The organism is Nocardia transvalensis NBRC 15921, assembly GCF_000308875.1.
GTDB lineage: Bacteria > Actinomycetota > Actinomycetes > Mycobacteriales > Mycobacteriaceae > Nocardia > Nocardia transvalensis.
In genome coordinates this window covers 70,327-84,571 of sequence record NZ_BAGL01000126.1, presented here as the reverse complement: position 1 = coordinate 84,571, position 14,245 = coordinate 70,327, and the positions used below count along the sequence as shown (strand labels likewise).

The window sequence follows — 14,245 nt, the reverse complement described above, 5'->3', positions numbered from 1 at the left end:
TCACTGTCGGGCAGTGTCTTTCGAATGGCCTGAGGCTTGGAGTTGCGAGGCTCCGACCGAACCCCTTTCGACTGCCGATGCGCACAGGGCGATGCAGATGCACCGCGATCACGACTGCGCTCGTAAGCGCACCGCATTTCACACGCTCGTCGATGCCGGGCGCATCAGACCGGATTCGACTCGCCAACAACAACTTTGGGAGACTTGATGTTCTCGGACGCCATCACCATGCGAATCCGTCTACTCACCGCCCGAGCCAGTCGCTCGGGCTACCACCTCGTTCGGGCCTCCAGCCCGCCCTACTCCTGGACCCTGCTCGATGCCGAAGACGGCGAGGGAATCTACTCGACCCCTGACCTTGATCAGATCGAGTACTGGCTGGATTCCTGACCGAGATCCATTGAGACAGTGGCTGTTCGGCGCGACCTTCACCGCAGTGTTTGCGATCATCGATGCCTGGCTTGGTGAAGGGCGGGTGGTGGAGCGTCTGTCAGGGTTGGGTGCGGTCGGCGATGGTGGCGGCCTTGTGGGCTATGTGGTTGCCGAGGGTTTCGATGCGTTCGGGGGCGAGGGGGGTTAGGGGGTGGAGGGCGATCAGGAGGGCGGCGTGGCCGTGGGCGTTCAACACCGGGGCGGCGATGGCGGCGATCGAGGGGGCTGGGTCGGTGGGGGTTTCGGGGAAGCCGAGGGTGGTGAATTCGGTGCGTAGCTGGTCGAGGGTTTCGCGGATGTTGGGGGGTAGGGCGATTGTGCCGGTGTCGAGGGTGTGGAGGACGCTGGCGGCTTGGCCCAGGGCGGGGGTGGTGGCGTCGACGTCGTAGCCGCGGGTGCGGGCTCGGGTGAGCATGTGGTTGATGCGTTCGATGGTGTCGGCGCTGGTGTGGGGGCTGCGAGCCAGCCATGCTCGGCGGCTCTCGTCGGTGTCCCAGGCGGCGTAGGAGGCACCGAAGGGTGGGGCGTAGGGGATGCGGTCGCCCGGCCAGATTCGTTCTCCGCCAACGAAGTCCGTGATGACGAGGGCCTCGTCGCTGAGCTTCTCGATCACGGAGGCGGGGAAGCCGAACTCCGCGGCCAGCTCGGTCGCCGCGGCGCGGGCGGCTTCGGCGTACGGGCGGGTGCCCACCGCCGCGGCGACGGGGACCAGGCCGGGCCCGAGGGTGTAGGTCTTGGCGGCCGGATCCCGGACGACCCAGCCGCGTTCGGTCAGCGTGTTGAGGATGGCGTGTGTGGTGGCCTGGGTCAGGTTCAGCTCGCGGGCGATCTCGCTGTAGCGCCACCGTGCGCCGGGCCGCGCGAGCAGCTCGATGACCTGTATCACTCGTGCCGTCGGCGCCGAACCCGTCGCAGCCACCCTTGACTCCCTCCACGCGGCGTTCTACCGTCGAATCACTTATTCGACAAGTTATATCGAATATTCGATAAACGCAAGGCGTGACTCCCTCGAGTCCACCGCCGTGAGGAGCGAGAGTCGATGACGGCAACACTGGCGGGCCGGATCGCCGTGATCACGGGTGGAGCGAGCGGGATCGGCGCGGGGATCGCGACGGTCCTGGCCGCGGCCGGGGCGCGGGTCGTGATCGCCGACCGCGACGAAGCCGGCACGCATGCGCAGGTGGAGACGTTGCGGGCGGCCGGTCACGAGGCCGACGCCCTCGAAGTCGAGCTGGGTGAGGAGTCCTCGATCGTGGCCGCGTGCGCCCTCGTCACCGGCAGGTTCGGCACGCCGTGGCTGCTGGTCAACAACGCCGGTGTCCAAGACCGTGAACTACTGACCGAGGCCACCGCCGCCGAATGGGATCGCGTGCAGGCGATCAACGCCCGGGGAACGTTCCTGATGATTCGCGAGACAGCGCGCGCGATGATCGCCGCCGGGGGCGGCGGGCGGATCGTCAACATCGCCTCGGCGGCGCTGGAGGGCATGGCCGTCGCGGGACTGGCCTCCTACACCGCGTCCAAGGGGGCGGTGCGAGCGCTGAGCCGGGCCGCGGCGATGGAACTCGCCGAGCATGCCATCACGGTCAACACCGTCCTGCCGGGCGGGGTGATCACCCCCGGCGCTTTGGGCGCCACCGGACCCGCCCCGAGCGGGCCGGCCGCGCAGCGCATGCCGCCCCTGGGGTTCGTCGAAGCGGGCGAGATCGGGCACGCGGTCGCCTTCTTCGCCGCACCCGCCGCCGCCCGTATCACCGACCAGGCGATCACCGTCGACGGCGGGTTCAGCCTCACCTGATCCCGCCGCCTCCGAATCCCTCACTCCAGCACTACTTTCCGGGAGATGCAATGACCACCACCGATCCGGCGTCGCTGGTCGCGGCCCATGAGCTGTCTCAGGCCAAGGCGCGTTATTGCCTGGCACTGGACACCAAGGACTGGGAGGGGTTCGCCGGGCTGCTGTGCGCCGAGGCCGAATTCGATGTCAGCGACGGTGGCACCGGGGTGGCGCCGATCGTCGGGCGTGAGGCGGTCGTCGAGATGATTCGCACCTCGCTGAGCGGGGCGCGTACCGCTCATCAGGTCCACACTCCGCTGATCGAGATCGACGGTGACACCGCGACGGTGGTGTGGGCGATGCACGACCGTGTGCTGTGGGACAACGGAACCTCGCTGAGCGGGTACGGGCACTACCACGAACGCTGGATTCGCCGCGACAGCGCATGGCAGCTGGCCGCGCTGCGGCTGACTCGGCTGATCGTCGAGTTGTCCCGGCCCGGCGACTGAGATCGCCATGACCGGATCCACGAAGCTCGTCATCGGCGCCAGCGGGTTTCTCGGCAGTCACGTGACCCGGCGCCTGGTCGCCGAGGGCGAGAACGTCCGGGTGATGGTGCGCTCGTCGAGTTCCACTCGCGGCATCGACGATCTGGACGTGCAGCGCTGCTACGGCGACATCTTCGACGACGAGGCACTGGCCGCGGCGATGAACGGCTGTGACGTCGTCTACTACTGCGTGGTCGACGCGCGCATGTGGCTGCGCGACCCGCAGGTCCTGTTCCGCACCAACGTCGAGGGCCTGCGCCATGTACTCGACGCCGCCATCGCCGCCCGGCTGGACAAGTTCGTATTCACCAGCACCACCGGCACTCTGGCGATCAGCGCCGATCGCCCGGTCACCGAGGACGATCCGCACAACTGGGACGGCGGCGGGCCCTATATCGCCTCCCGTATCGCCGCGGAGGACCTGGTGCTCGACTACGCCCGCACCCGGGACCTGCCCGCGGTGGCGATGTGCGTGTCGACCACCTATGGGCCCGCGGACTGGGCGCCCACACCGCACGGGTCGCTGATCGCACGAGTTGCGGCGGGGCGGTTCCCCTTCTACTTCGATTTCGCCGCCGAAGTGGTCGGGATCGAGGACGCCGCACGCGCCATGACCGCGGCCGCACGCCACGGCCGTCCCGGCCATCGCTACATCATCTCCGACCGCTACCTGCACAACCGCGACATCCATCGCCTCGTCGCGGCGGCCGCCGGTGTCGCGCCACCCCGCATCCGGCTGTCGATGCCCGTGTTGCGCGCGGGCGCACGCGGCAACGACATCGCTGCTCGCCTGCTCGGCCGCGACCTGCCCTTCGCCGCGGTCGGGTTGCGTATGGCAGAGCTGATGTCCCCGCTCGACCACAGCAAAGCCGTCACCGAACTGGGCTGGGACCCCGAACCCGTCGAAGGCTCCCTGCGTCGTGCCACGGAGTTCTTCCTGCAACGCCGGCGGGCCCGATGAAGAACCGGCGCGGACGCGCGACCTGACCACAGGGCACTCGACGAGGAGAAGAGATATGTCTGCACACATCAATTGGTCGCTGACCGGGCGGCGCGCGCTCCGCACCGCTGCGGTGATCGGCACCGCGGTCGTGATCGGCGCGGGAGCCTCGGTTGCCGGCGCAGGACCGGCGGAGCCTCCCGGTGTCTACTCCGCGGCCGACACTGCCGCGGAGTTTCAAGCGATCACGCAGCTCAAGACGAACTACTTCGCCGATATCGACGCGAAGAACTGGGCGGCGTTGCGGGAATTGCTGGCACCCGATGTCGTGGTGGACACCACGGGCAGCGCGGGGCCGGTTTTCACTAACAGAGACCAGTTCATCGTGTTCCTGCAACTCACTCTCGGTGCCGCCCAGACCCATCACCAGGGCTTCGATCCGCAGATCGAGGTGATCTCGCCGACCGAGGCCAAGGCTGTCTGGCGGATGGAAGACGTGCTCATCTTCGGCGGCGTCGGCGGGGTACACGGCTACGGCTGGTACCAGGACGAGTACCGGAAGGTCGACGGTGCGTGGGTGGTGACGTACTCCAAGCTCACCCGCTCGCACATCGACCTGGTTCGGCCGTAGAAGGTGACCCCGGCCAAAAGCATGCCGGGGAAGTGATTTGATCCTGCCGGGAATTGGCTTGACCCTTACGTAGCGTCAATCTTTAGCGTCGGGCTCATGTCGAAGAATCCGGTCAAGCAGACGCGAACGGTGACAATGCATTTGGATGCCGGGAACGCCTCGATGGTCGAACTGGGAAAGATGCTGGGACCTACCGGGATTCCGCCGTTCGAGGTCAAGAAGGAGTACGACGCGCTCACCGCTGGCTCTCGCGGGGAGATCGTTCCGGCGGTGGTGACCTTCACCCCTGACCGGACATGGTCGATGCGGTTGAAGACGCCGCCGACCTCGGCGCTGATCCGGGCGGCGCTCGGGGTGTCGCGAGGATCGAGCAGACCGGGGCATGAGGACGGCGGGTTGCTGACGGAGGCCCAGCTACGGGCCGTCGCCGTCCGCAAACTGCCCGATCTGAACACCTCCGATGTCGATATCGCGATGCGGATCGTGGCGGGCACGGCACGCTCGATGGGGGTGCGGATCGCGAGTTGAGGACGGGACCCGTGCGAGGAATGCCGTTGGGGCTCAGCTCAAATCGTCCAAGGCCGACTCTATGGCGCGGTGGAAGGTGGGGTAGGCGTAGATCATCTGGCGGAGGGTTCGGGTGGGGACCTCGGCGTGAACGGCCACGGCCAGAGCGCTGAGGACCTCGCCGCCCACCGGGCCGATGGAGGTGGCCCCGACGAGGATGCCGCAGTCGGCGTCTTCGACCAGTTTGATCAGGCCCTCGTTGCCGGTCTTGTGGATCCAGCCGCGGGTGGAGTTGGCGGCGTCGGTGCTGCCGGTGCGGACGTTCAGGCCCGCCTTGCGTGCCTCTGCCTCCGTCATGCCTACCGCGCCGACCTCGGGATCGGTGAAGGTGACCCGGGGGACCGCGTGGTAGCGCGCCGATTCCGTTGTGTCGCCGAGGATGTCGTTCGCGGCGATACGAGCCTGGTACATCGACATGTGGGTGAAGGCGCCCTTACCGGTGATGTCGCCGATCGCCCACACGCCGTCGGCGGCGCGCAGATGGTCGTCGACCTCGATGCCGCGGGCCGATTCGTCCAATCCCACCGCGCCGACGCCCAGGCCCGCCACGTCGGTGCGGCGGCCGGTCGCGACCAGCAGTTGCCGCGCGTGCAGCGGTTCGCCCTCGCTCAGGTGCACGGTGAACCGGTCGCCGTCGTGCTCGACACGAGTGGTCTGGGCACCCGTACGGATCGTGATCCCTTCGTGGGCAAAGACTTCCGTGATCAGGTCCGCCGCCTCCGGCTCCTCCTTCGGGAGAATGCCGTGGGGTACGAGGACCGTGACCTTCGCGCCGAACCGCGAAAAGATCTGGGCGAACTCCATTCCCACGGGACCACCGCCGAGCACGATCAGCGATTCGGGGGCCGTCGTCGCCGTGACGGCCTCCCGGTTGGTCCAGAAGGGCGTATCCGCCAGGCCCTCGATCGGCGGAACAGCCGGCGCCGTACCGGGATTGAGCACGATCGCGCGCTCGGCGCGGAACACCCGGTCACCGTCGGCGGTGCTGACGGTCACCTCGTGGGGTGCGGTGATGCGGCCCCAGCCGCGCACGAAGCGCCCACCGGCCTTCTCGAACCGCTCGACCGCGACGGTGTCGTCCCAGTTGTCGGTCGCCTCGTCGCGGATCCGGTCGGCCACCGGACGCCAATCCGAACGCACCTCGGCCGCGCCCGCGAGTTCGCCGATCCGGCGGCCCTCGGCCAGCGCGCCCGCCGCGCGCACCATCATCTTGGTGGGCACGCACGCGTAGTACGGGCACTCGCCGCCGACCAACCGGCCCTCGACGCCGACGACCGCCAGCCCCGCGGTGGCCAGCCGCGTCGCGACGTCCTCGCCTCCCGGCCCCATCCCGATCACCACGGCATCCACGGTCTCGATCGACATGCGCTCTCCCTCGGTGTGCGACGTTTCGGCCACAGTCTTCCACTTTTCCCGGCATGCTTTTGGCCGGGATCCATCGTGTGGGGGATTCCGGCCAAAAGCATGCCGGAAAACGGGTGGTCGTGTGTCGGTGGTCTTCTACAGGGACTTGCGTTCGCGGGGCACCAGGAGCGCCAGCAGGGCCATGACCAGGCCGCCGCCGATCAGGTACAGCCCCCACGCGCCGTTCAGGAGGTTGCGGTAGTCGTCGCGCAGTAGGTCGTCGAAGCGCTGATCCAGCCGCCAGGTGGTCACGCCGAGTGCCGCCAGGCCCGCTATGACGCCGAGCCAGCCGAGGGCGCGGGAGCCGAACAGCGCGGCGAGGAGGATGACCGCGGCGATCACCAGGAACAGGAGGGTCAGTGAGGTGTGGATCGAGGCCGCCTGCGCGGAGAGCTGATCGAGTGTCCAGCCGCTGGGGACGCCGTCGCGCAGATCGATGAGCCGCACGTCACGGGCGTCGACCGAGCCGACGAGGGGGCCGAAGGCGCCGACCGCGATCGCGATGGCGCAGGCGAAGAGCACCAGGTGGACGAAAGTGCGCATACTCCACGGTATTGCTCCCTGGACGTGGGATGCGCGAATTTGTCGCAATGATGCCGTTCTGTATGCGGGGGAGCGGGTGGTTTCCGGCCAAAAGCATGCCGGAAACAAGAAGAGGCTGGGCGTGGCGGGGTGAACAAGGAGGGGGTTGGGCGTGGCGGGGTGAACACGGAGGGGGTTGGGCGTGGCGGGGAGGTTGTGTTGGGTGGGCCGAGCGATGCGACGGGCGGTGATATCGCGCAGGCGGCACTACGGCCCGAGCTGGATCCAGCGGCCGGAGGACGGGACGCCCTCGGTGTCGACGACGAAGAGTAGGTACCAGCCTGGTGGGGCCAGGGCGGGGGTGGACGGCATGGTGAGGGTGATTGTGCCGGGGGTGGGGGAAGTGAAGGGGAGGTCGACCAGGCGTTGGTCGTTGTTGCTGGAGTGGGTGCAGGAGGTGGGGTGGATGAGGCAGGCGTCGCGCGGGGCGCCGGTGACGGTGGCGTCCAGGGTGGCGCCGTAGGTGGTGGTCGTGGCGGCGAGTTGCAGGTCGGGGCGGGGGCCGTGGAAGAGGTAGGGCGGCCAGAACACCTCGATGCGGAGTTCCTCGGTTTTGCGCTGCGGGTTGGAGCCGGCGGTGATCACCTTGCCGTCGGGGGTCAGCAGGGCGACCGAGTGGTAGAGGCGGGCGACGCGCTGCTGGGCGGTGTGCATCCAGGATCCGGCGTCCGGATCGAGGATTTCCGCGAAGGGCGGCGCCATATCGGCCATCTCCTCCATCGCCGAACCACCCGTCGCCAGCACCGTCCGATCCGGCAGCAGGACCGCGTTGACGTGCATCCGGGCGTGATGCAGCGGCGGCCCGGCCTCGTACGCCGGGGCGGGCGCGCTCAGATCGGCGATCCGGGTGTCGTCGAGAACCGTTGAGGCCGAGTGCATGTCGTAACCGCCGCCGCCCATGATCATCACCCGCTGGCGCTGGGCGGGCGGCAGGAGCACGCTGGTGGACTGGTTGCGCGCCTCCGGATCGGTGAGGCCCGGCACCACGGTGACCGCGCCCGTCGCCGGATCCCAGATCGTCGGGCGCATACCGTTGTTGCCGCCCATCTGCCCGCCGGTGTAGAAGATCCGCCCGTCGGCGAGCAGCACCAGGTGGCCGTACATCGGGATCGGGCCGGGGACCGGCAGCTGCGACCAGGTCTGCGCGGCGGTGTCGAACAGTTCCGGCGTCTCGGACAGGAAATTGTCGGCGCCCAGGCCCGACGTCACGACCACATTGCCGTCGGGGAGTTTCGCGAGTGTCGGATACCAGCGGCCGAAAGCCATGTCCGGCAGCGCCTTCCAGGCCAGCGTCGCCGGGTCGAAGACGAGCGCGTCGGGGATGCCGTAGAACGGGTCGTAGCGGCCGGTGCCGCCGACCGCCAGCAGCCGCCCGTCCGGCAGCAGGGTCTGGCCGGCGCAGAACAGGTCGATGGGCGTATCCGGCGCGGTCAGTACCGGATTCGGGTAATGCCATACCCGCGTGCGGAATTCGTGCGCGGCGAGCCGGTCGGGATCGTTGCCGGAACCGGCGAAGAACAGGATGTCACCGGTGTGCAGCAGGGCGGCGTGGACGGGATTGATCTCGGTGCCGAAGTCGAGGATGCGCCAGAGCCCTTCGGCGGCAGCGTCGTCCAGATCGGTCGCGAGCGGGGCCACGCGCAGATAGCCCGCGTTGCCGCCCGGCGGATGGTCGACGGTGGCGACCACCAGTTCGGGCGGGCCGCCGGGGGTGGGCCGCACTGCCACGGCGGCGCCCTCGTTGTCGGTGAAGCCCCAGCCCTGGATCGTGGACCAGCGGCTCCAGCCGTCGACGCAGTGTCCGGTGCCGTCCAGCCCCCAGCCGACCGTGTACTGGCCGGCGTTGCCCTGCTGCGGATGGTCGATGGTGAAGACGACCAGTTCGGGCCGGCCGTCGCCGTCGAGGTCGGCGGCGGTGATGCCCGCGCCCTGATTCTCCCAGCCCCACCAGTCCGGAATCGCCACCCACGGTGTCCATTCCGCGATCGCGCCGTCGGCGGTCAGTCCCTTGGCGAGGCGGAACTGCCCCGAATTCTGGCCCGGCGGATTGTCGATGGTGAAAACCACCAGCGTGGGGCGGCCGTCGACGGTGGTGAGGCAGATGTCGGCGCCCTGGTTCTCCCACCCGTACCAGTCCGGAATCTGCTGCCACGGCGTCCAGCCGCCGGTCACGGTGCCGTCCGGCGCGAGGTCGCGGCCGATGCGGAGATAGCCCTGGTTCTGACCGGGCGGGTTGTCGACCACGAGGACCACGAGATCCTGGCGGCCGTTCCCGGAGAGGTCGGCGATCGCGATGCCCGCGCCCTGGTTCTGCCACCCCCACCAGTCGGGAACGGAAAGCCATGGGCCCCAGCCGGTTACGTTTCCGTCGGTGCCGAGGTCGGCGCCCACGCGGTAATAGCCGGAGTTCTGGCCGTCGGGATTGTCGACCCGCAGCACCACCACATCGAGCGAGCCGTCCCCGCCGAGGTCCGCGAGGGCGAGCCCGCAGTCCTGATCATCGCTGGAAGTCCAGTCGGGGATCGGCACGAATTGACCTGCCACACTGCCATTTTGATCTCCCGGGTGATCGTGGTCGAGGGATCGGTGTGATTTGCCTCGATTTGGCCGGAATCCGCGAGAGATCCCGGCCAAAAGCGTGCCGGGATAAGGGAGGTGGCGTGCCGGGACGAGGGAGGTGGCGTGCCGGGACGAGGGAGGTGGCGTGCCGGGATAAGGGAGGTGGTGTGCCGGGACGAGGGAGGTGGAGTGCGGGGGTGAGGGAGGTTGCCGGGGTGAGCTGCGGGGACGGCGCGAGGGCGAGAATTTCGGTAGGTTGGGACGGTCAAGGGGGCGCCGTCGATACGGCGGGGCTGCAGCCGTTCCGATCGCTCGGGAGACAGCGAGGACAGCATGGCCGACACCGATGTCGTGAATCGGATCGAAGAGGTGGGCGACGATTTCCATCAGGACCCGCACCGGTATTACGCCCGCTGGCGTGAACGCGGACCGATTCACCGGGTGCGGTTCCGCGACGGCGTCTCGGGCTGGGTGGTCATCGGGTACGCGGAGGCCCGCGCGGCGCTGACGGATCCGCGTCTGCACAAGAGCGCGGCCGGTATCTACGAGATCTTCAAGGGGCATCGGGATTCGGCGCTCGTGGTCAGCGCGGACGCCCAGGCGCTGTCCACGCACATGCTCAACAGCGATCCGCCGGATCACACGCGGCTGCGCAAGCTGGTGACCAAGGCGTTCACTCCGCGCCGGGTGTCGGCGCTGCGCCCGCGCATCGAGGAGATCACCGCCGCCCTGCTGGACGACATGGAAGGGCGTGCCGAGGTCGATCTGCTGGCGGACTTCGCGAACCCGCTGCCGGTCACCGTGATCTGCGAGTTGCTGGGCGTGCCGTACGAGGATCGCACCGACTTCCAGGCGTGGACGCGGGTGCTGGTGGGGTCGATCGGCGGTGTGGCCGAGCGCAATGTCGCCTCCGCCGAGATGGCCGGGTATCTGCGGGGACTGGTGGACGCCAAGCGGCGCGAGCCGGGCGAGGACCTGCTGTCCGGGCTGGTGCACGCCGGTGAGGACGGCGACCGGCTGTCGGAGTCCGAGCTGGTGGCGATGGTGTTCCTGCTGCTGGTCGCGGGGCACGAGACGACGGTGAACCTCATCGGCAACGGCACGTACGCGTTGCTGCGCAACAGGTCCCAGCTCGACGCCCTCTCCGCCGACCCGTCGGGTGTGCCCGCCGCGATCGAGGAATTCCTGCGGTACGACGGTCCGGTCGGCTGGGCGACCGTGCGCTACACCGAGGATCCGGTGGAGATAGCGGGCGTCGAGATCCCGGGCGGTGAAATCGTCTACGTCGCACTGGCGGCCGCCAATCACGACCCGGCCCGCTACGCCGACCCCGACCATCTCGACCTCGCGGGTGACCCGTCCGGGCACATCGCCTTCGGCTACGGCATTCACTTCTGCGTCGGCGCGCCGTTGGCCCGGCGCGAGGCCGTCACCGCCTTTACTCAACTGCTGCAACGTTTTCCAGATATCCAGCTGGCGGATCAGACGTTTGTCCCGCAGTGGCATCATGGTGCGCTCATTCGTGGGATGGAGGAGCTGCCGGTGCGGCTGCGGGGGTAGGGGAGGTCAGGGGCGGATGCCCAAGAGGGCGTCGTGCTGGTCGGTGACTGTGGTGCGGAGGGCGTCCACGACGGCGGAAACCTCGGGGCGGCGGAGGGTTTCGGGGCGGGTGACGAGCCAGTAGGAGAGGCGGACGGTGGCCGTGTCGGGGAGGACGCGGATCAGGTCGGGGTGGCGGTCGGCCATGAAGCAGGGGAGCAGGCCCAGGCCGGCCGCGGCGCGGGTGGCCTCGACGTGGACGAAGACATTGGTGGAGGAGACGGATTCGCGCATCATGGGGGCGAAGCTCGAGGCCAGGTCCAGATCGTCGACCTGGAGCATGGAGTCGATGAAGTACACCAGGGGATAGCGCGCCAGATCCTCCAGCGTGCGCGGGATGCCCTGTGCGGCAAGGTAGTCGCGGGAGCCGTAGAGGCCGAGGCAGTAGTCGCCCAGGCGCACCGCCTCGGCGCGATGCACCTTCGGCCGCCCGACCACGATCTCGATATCGAGCCCGGACCGCTGCGTCGACGCCCGTCGCGTGGCCGCCACGATCTCCACGGCGACGCGCGGATGGCGGCGCCGCACCCGGGCCGCCGAGGGCGCGGCGATATACGCGCTGAAACCGTCCGTCGCGGAGATGCGCACGACCCCCTCGAGCGCGCGGCTGCCGTCCGCCTCGGTGGCCAGCGACCGGACCGCCGATTCCACCGCCTCCGCCGCGGCGAGCGCCTCCCGCCCGAGTTCGGTGAGCTCCCAGCCGCCCGTGACGCGGGTGAGCACCCGGCCGCCCAGCGCCTGCTCCAGGGCCGCGATGCGCCGCGAGATCGTGGTGTGGTTGATGCCGAGTTCCTCTGCGGCGGTGACGAATCGGCCGGACCGGCCGACCGCGAGCAGGACCAGCAGATCGTCGGCGCTGGGACGCCGATTCGCCGAGTACCCGCTCATTTCTGCATTCTCGCAGATATGCCCTGCGGATCTGGGCATTGCGGTCACCTTCATCTGCACCAATACTCACCGAAGACCTTGAGATGTGGCGGCCATCACATATATACGTGGCCGAGGTCATGAAGGAGCGGTGCGATGAGGGTTTCCAGCACGCCGGGCGGTGGCGGATCGGGCGGAGTGACCGCGGGGCTGCGGCGGGTCGTCGCGGCGTCCATGGCCGGGACGGTCGTCGAGTGGTACGAGTTCTTCCTCTACGGCACGGCCGCCACGCTGGTCTTCAGCAAGGTGTTCTTCCCCGCGAGCGACAGCGATCTGGACGGGATCCTCGCCGCGTTCGTCACCTACGCGGTCGGCTTCGCGGCACGGCCGTTGGGCGGCATCGTCTTCGGGCACTTCGGCGACAAGTACGGTCGCAAGAAGCTGTTGCAGCTCAGCCTGGTGCTGGTGGGCGCCTCGACCTTCCTGATGGGCTGCCTGCCGACCTTCCATCAGGTCGGGTACTGGGCGCCCACGCTGCTGGTGATCCTGCGGTTCGTGCAGGGTTTCGCGGTCGGCGGCGAATGGGGCGGCGCGGTGCTGCTGGTGGCCGAGCACAGCCCGAGCCGCGCCCGCGGATTCTGGGCGAGCTGGCCGCAGGCCGGGGTGCCCGCGGGCAATATGCTCGCGACGGTCGTGCTGCTGGTGATGACCTCCACGCTGTCGGACGCGGCCTTCCTGAGCTGGGGCTGGCGCGTGGCGTTCTGGCTGTCGGCGGTGGTGGTGCTGGTCGGCTACTACGTGCGGACCAAGGTGACCGACGCGCCGATCTTCGCCGCGGCACAGCGCGAGAGGGAACAGGTGCGGCAGACCTCGTTCAGCGTGGCCGAGGTGCTGCGGCGGTATCCGCGCGGGGTGTTCACCGCGATGGGGCTGCGGTTCGGCGAGAACATCATGTACTACCTGGTGGTCACCTTCTCCATCACGTATCTCAAGGTGCACGTGAAGGTGGACACCCAGGTGATCCTGTGGTGGCTGCTGGCCGCGCACGCCGTGCATTTCGTGGTGATCCCGCTGGTCGGGCGGCTCAGCGATCGGATCGGCCGGCGTCCGGTCTACCTGGTGGGCACGCTGGCGACCGCGACGTGGGGCTTCTTCGCGTTCCCGATGATGGACAGCGGGCACAACGTCGTCATCATGGCCGCGGTTGTCATCGGCCTGGTGTTCCATGCGTTCATGTACGCGCCGCAGCCGGCGATCATGGCGGAGATGTTCCCGACCCGGATGCGGTATTCCGGTGTGTCCCTGGGGTATCAGGTGACGTCGATCGTGGCGGGATCGCTGGCGCCGATCATCGCCGTGCGGCTGCTGGACGCCTTCGGGTCCGCGGTGCCGATCGCGTGGTACCTGGCCGCGGCGGCGGGCGTCACGCTGGTCGCCGTCGCCTTCGCCCGCGAGACCAAGGGCGTCGACCTGGAGGCGGTCGACCGCGCGGACCTCGAGCCGCGGCCCGGCGCGGCAGCCACGATGAGGGTGGTTGCCGAATGAGCGATCTGACCGGGCGGACGGCCGTGGTGACCGGCGGCGCGAGCGGTATCGGGGCGGCGTGCGCGCGGGCCCTGGCCGCTCGCGGCGCGGCCGTCACGGTCGCCGATGTGGACGCGGCCGGGGCCGAGACGCTGGCCCGCGAGATCGGCGGGCGGGCCTGGGCGGTGGATCTCCTGGACGTCGACGCCCTGGCGGAGCTGCGGCTGGAGACCGACATTCTGGTCAACAACGCGGGCGTGCAGAGCGTCAGCCCGATCGAGGACTTTCCGCCTGAGCAGTTCCGCCGGATGCTCGCGCTGATGGTGGAGGCGCCGTTCCTCCTCGTGCGGGCCGCGCTGCCGCACATGTACGCGGGCGGATTCGGGCGGATCGTCAATATCTCGTCGGTGCACGGGATCCGGGCCTCGCAGTACAAGGTCGCCTACGTCACCGCCAAGCACGCGCTCGAGGGATTGTCGAAGGTGACGGCGCTCGAGGGCGGGCCGCACGGCGTCACCAGCAACTGCGTGAATCCCGGCTATGTGCGAACACCGTTGGTGGACAAGCAGATCGCGGATCAGGCACGCGCCCACGGCATCGCCGAACAGGAAGTGGTGGAACAGGTCCTGCTCACCGAGAGCGTGATCAAACGCCTCATCGAGCCGGAAGAAGTTGCGGCACTGGTGCACTGGCTGGTGTCCGCCGACGCGGGCATGGTGACGGGCGCGTCCTACGTGATGGACGGGGGCTGGAGCGCCCGGTAGCCATCACCCGCGTGCCTCGCTTGCCTCGCGTATGCCAGTCTGAATGACGTG

The 14,245-nt window shown here is 68.9% G+C and carries 14 protein-coding genes; 9 read left to right on the top strand and 5 right to left on the bottom strand.

Going from position 1 to position 14,245, the window contains the following annotated elements; translation table 11 throughout:
- The first annotated feature begins 207 nt into the window (after window positions 1-207).
- The gene (locus ON41_RS35305; protein WP_040752949.1) at window positions 208-390 is read left to right on the top strand and encodes a hypothetical protein; all 183 of its coding nucleotides are present in this window, start codon (window positions 208-210) and stop codon (window positions 388-390) included.
- Window positions 391-490: 100 nt separating this feature from the next.
- Here the strand turns inward: ON41_RS35305 and ON41_RS43555 are convergent, their stop codons facing one another.
- Entirely contained in the window at window positions 491-1,351 is an 861-nt protein-coding gene (locus ON41_RS43555) for a helix-turn-helix domain-containing protein (RefSeq protein ID WP_276325767.1), read from the bottom strand.
- A 120-nt stretch (window positions 1,352-1,471) separates the two neighbouring features.
- On the opposite strand from ON41_RS43555, the gene ON41_RS35295 reads away from it, so the two are divergent.
- The 5 genes from ON41_RS35295 (at window position 1,472) to ON41_RS35275 (ending at window position 4,856) form a co-directional block, all read left to right on the top strand.
- Window positions 1,472-2,230 carry an SDR family NAD(P)-dependent oxidoreductase gene (locus ON41_RS35295; RefSeq protein ID WP_040752945.1) on the top strand — a complete coding sequence of 253 codons (759 nt, stop codon included), beginning with the start codon at window positions 1,472-1,474 and terminating at the stop codon, window positions 2,228-2,230.
- Between the two features lie 50 nt (window positions 2,231-2,280).
- Window positions 2,281-2,718, top strand: coding sequence for a nuclear transport factor 2 family protein (locus ON41_RS35290; RefSeq protein ID WP_051163206.1), 438 nt, complete (start codon window positions 2,281-2,283; stop codon window positions 2,716-2,718).
- Window positions 2,719-2,725: 7 nt separating this feature from the next.
- The gene (locus tag ON41_RS35285; RefSeq protein WP_040752944.1) at window positions 2,726-3,718 is read left to right on the top strand and encodes an NAD-dependent epimerase/dehydratase family protein; all 993 of its coding nucleotides are present in this window, start codon (window positions 2,726-2,728) and stop codon (window positions 3,716-3,718) included.
- A 55-nt stretch (window positions 3,719-3,773) separates the two neighbouring features.
- Complete coding sequence (locus ON41_RS35280) at window positions 3,774-4,328, top strand: nuclear transport factor 2 family protein (protein WP_051163205.1); 555 nt, start codon at window positions 3,774-3,776, stop codon at window positions 4,326-4,328.
- A 96-nt stretch (window positions 4,329-4,424) separates the two neighbouring features.
- Window positions 4,425-4,856, top strand: a complete 432-nt coding sequence (locus ON41_RS35275; RefSeq protein ID WP_040752942.1) for an uL11 family ribosomal protein — start codon at window positions 4,425-4,427, stop codon at window positions 4,854-4,856.
- A 33-nt stretch (window positions 4,857-4,889) separates the two neighbouring features.
- Here the strand turns inward: ON41_RS35275 and ON41_RS35270 are convergent, their stop codons facing one another.
- The 3 genes from ON41_RS35270 to ON41_RS35260 form a co-directional block, all read right to left on the bottom strand.
- On the bottom strand, window positions 4,890-6,260 hold the full coding sequence (locus ON41_RS35270) for a dihydrolipoyl dehydrogenase family protein (protein ID WP_040752940.1): 1,371 nt from the start codon (window positions 6,258-6,260) through the stop codon (window positions 4,890-4,892).
- Window positions 6,261-6,395: 135 nt separating this feature from the next.
- Window positions 6,396-6,842: a hypothetical protein gene (locus ON41_RS35265; RefSeq protein WP_040752938.1), complete on the bottom strand. Its 447-nt coding sequence runs from the start codon at window positions 6,840-6,842 to the stop codon at window positions 6,396-6,398.
- A 246-nt stretch (window positions 6,843-7,088) separates the two neighbouring features.
- Window positions 7,089-9,425 carry a galactose oxidase-like domain-containing protein gene (locus ON41_RS35260; protein ID WP_040752936.1) on the bottom strand — a complete coding sequence of 779 codons (2,337 nt, stop codon included), beginning with the start codon at window positions 9,423-9,425 and terminating at the stop codon, window positions 7,089-7,091.
- A 348-nt stretch (window positions 9,426-9,773) separates the two neighbouring features.
- Here ON41_RS35260 and ON41_RS35255 point away from each other — a divergent pair, with 348 nt between their 5' ends.
- Window positions 9,774-11,000, top strand: a complete 1,227-nt coding sequence (locus tag ON41_RS35255) for a cytochrome P450 family protein (protein ID WP_040752934.1) — start codon at window positions 9,774-9,776, stop codon at window positions 10,998-11,000.
- A 6-nt stretch (window positions 11,001-11,006) separates the two neighbouring features.
- On the opposite strand, the gene ON41_RS35250 is transcribed toward ON41_RS35255, so the two are convergent.
- A complete protein-coding gene (locus ON41_RS35250) occupies window positions 11,007-11,927 on the bottom strand; it encodes a LysR family transcriptional regulator (protein ID WP_246460856.1) in 921 nt (306 codons plus the stop codon).
- A 135-nt stretch (window positions 11,928-12,062) separates the two neighbouring features.
- Between ON41_RS35250 and ON41_RS35245 the strand changes: the two genes are divergently transcribed.
- Window positions 12,063-13,451 carry an MFS transporter gene (locus ON41_RS35245; RefSeq protein WP_051163203.1) on the top strand — a complete coding sequence of 463 codons (1,389 nt, stop codon included), beginning with the start codon at window positions 12,063-12,065 and terminating at the stop codon, window positions 13,449-13,451.
- Complete coding sequence (locus tag ON41_RS35240) at window positions 13,448-14,194, top strand: 3-hydroxybutyrate dehydrogenase (protein WP_040752932.1); 747 nt, start codon at window positions 13,448-13,450, stop codon at window positions 14,192-14,194. Before ON41_RS35245 ends, ON41_RS35240 begins: the two co-directional genes overlap by 4 nt.
- Window positions 14,195-14,245 lie beyond the last annotated feature (51 nt).

Bases quoted from the DNA above. Each gene is read 5' to 3' on its own strand.
- ON41_RS35305 (WP_040752949.1), top strand. From the start codon at position 208: ATGTTCTCGGACGCCATCACCATGCGAATCCGTCTACTCACCGCCCGA.
- ON41_RS35295 (WP_040752945.1), top strand. From the start codon at position 1,472: ATGACGGCAACACTGGCGGGCCGGATCGCCGTGATCACGGGTGGAGCG.
- ON41_RS35290 (WP_051163206.1), top strand. From the start codon at position 2,281: ATGACCACCACCGATCCGGCGTCGCTGGTCGCGGCCCATGAGCTGTCT.
- ON41_RS35285 (WP_040752944.1), top strand. From the start codon at position 2,726: ATGACCGGATCCACGAAGCTCGTCATCGGCGCCAGCGGGTTTCTCGGC.
- ON41_RS35280 (WP_051163205.1), top strand. From the start codon at position 3,774: ATGTCTGCACACATCAATTGGTCGCTGACCGGGCGGCGCGCGCTCCGC.
- ON41_RS35275 (WP_040752942.1), top strand. From the start codon at position 4,425: ATGTCGAAGAATCCGGTCAAGCAGACGCGAACGGTGACAATGCATTTG.
- ON41_RS35270 (WP_040752940.1), bottom strand. From the start codon at position 6,260: ATGTCGATCGAGACCGTGGATGCCGTGGTGATCGGGATGGGGCCGGGA.
- ON41_RS35265 (WP_040752938.1), bottom strand. From the start codon at position 6,842: ATGCGCACTTTCGTCCACCTGGTGCTCTTCGCCTGCGCCATCGCGATC.
- ON41_RS35255 (WP_040752934.1), top strand. From the start codon at position 9,774: ATGGCCGACACCGATGTCGTGAATCGGATCGAAGAGGTGGGCGACGAT.
- ON41_RS35250 (WP_246460856.1), bottom strand. From the start codon at position 11,927: ATGAGCGGGTACTCGGCGAATCGGCGTCCCAGCGCCGACGATCTGCTG.
- ON41_RS35245 (WP_051163203.1), top strand. From the start codon at position 12,063: ATGAGGGTTTCCAGCACGCCGGGCGGTGGCGGATCGGGCGGAGTGACC.
- ON41_RS35240 (WP_040752932.1), top strand. From the start codon at position 13,448: ATGAGCGATCTGACCGGGCGGACGGCCGTGGTGACCGGCGGCGCGAGC.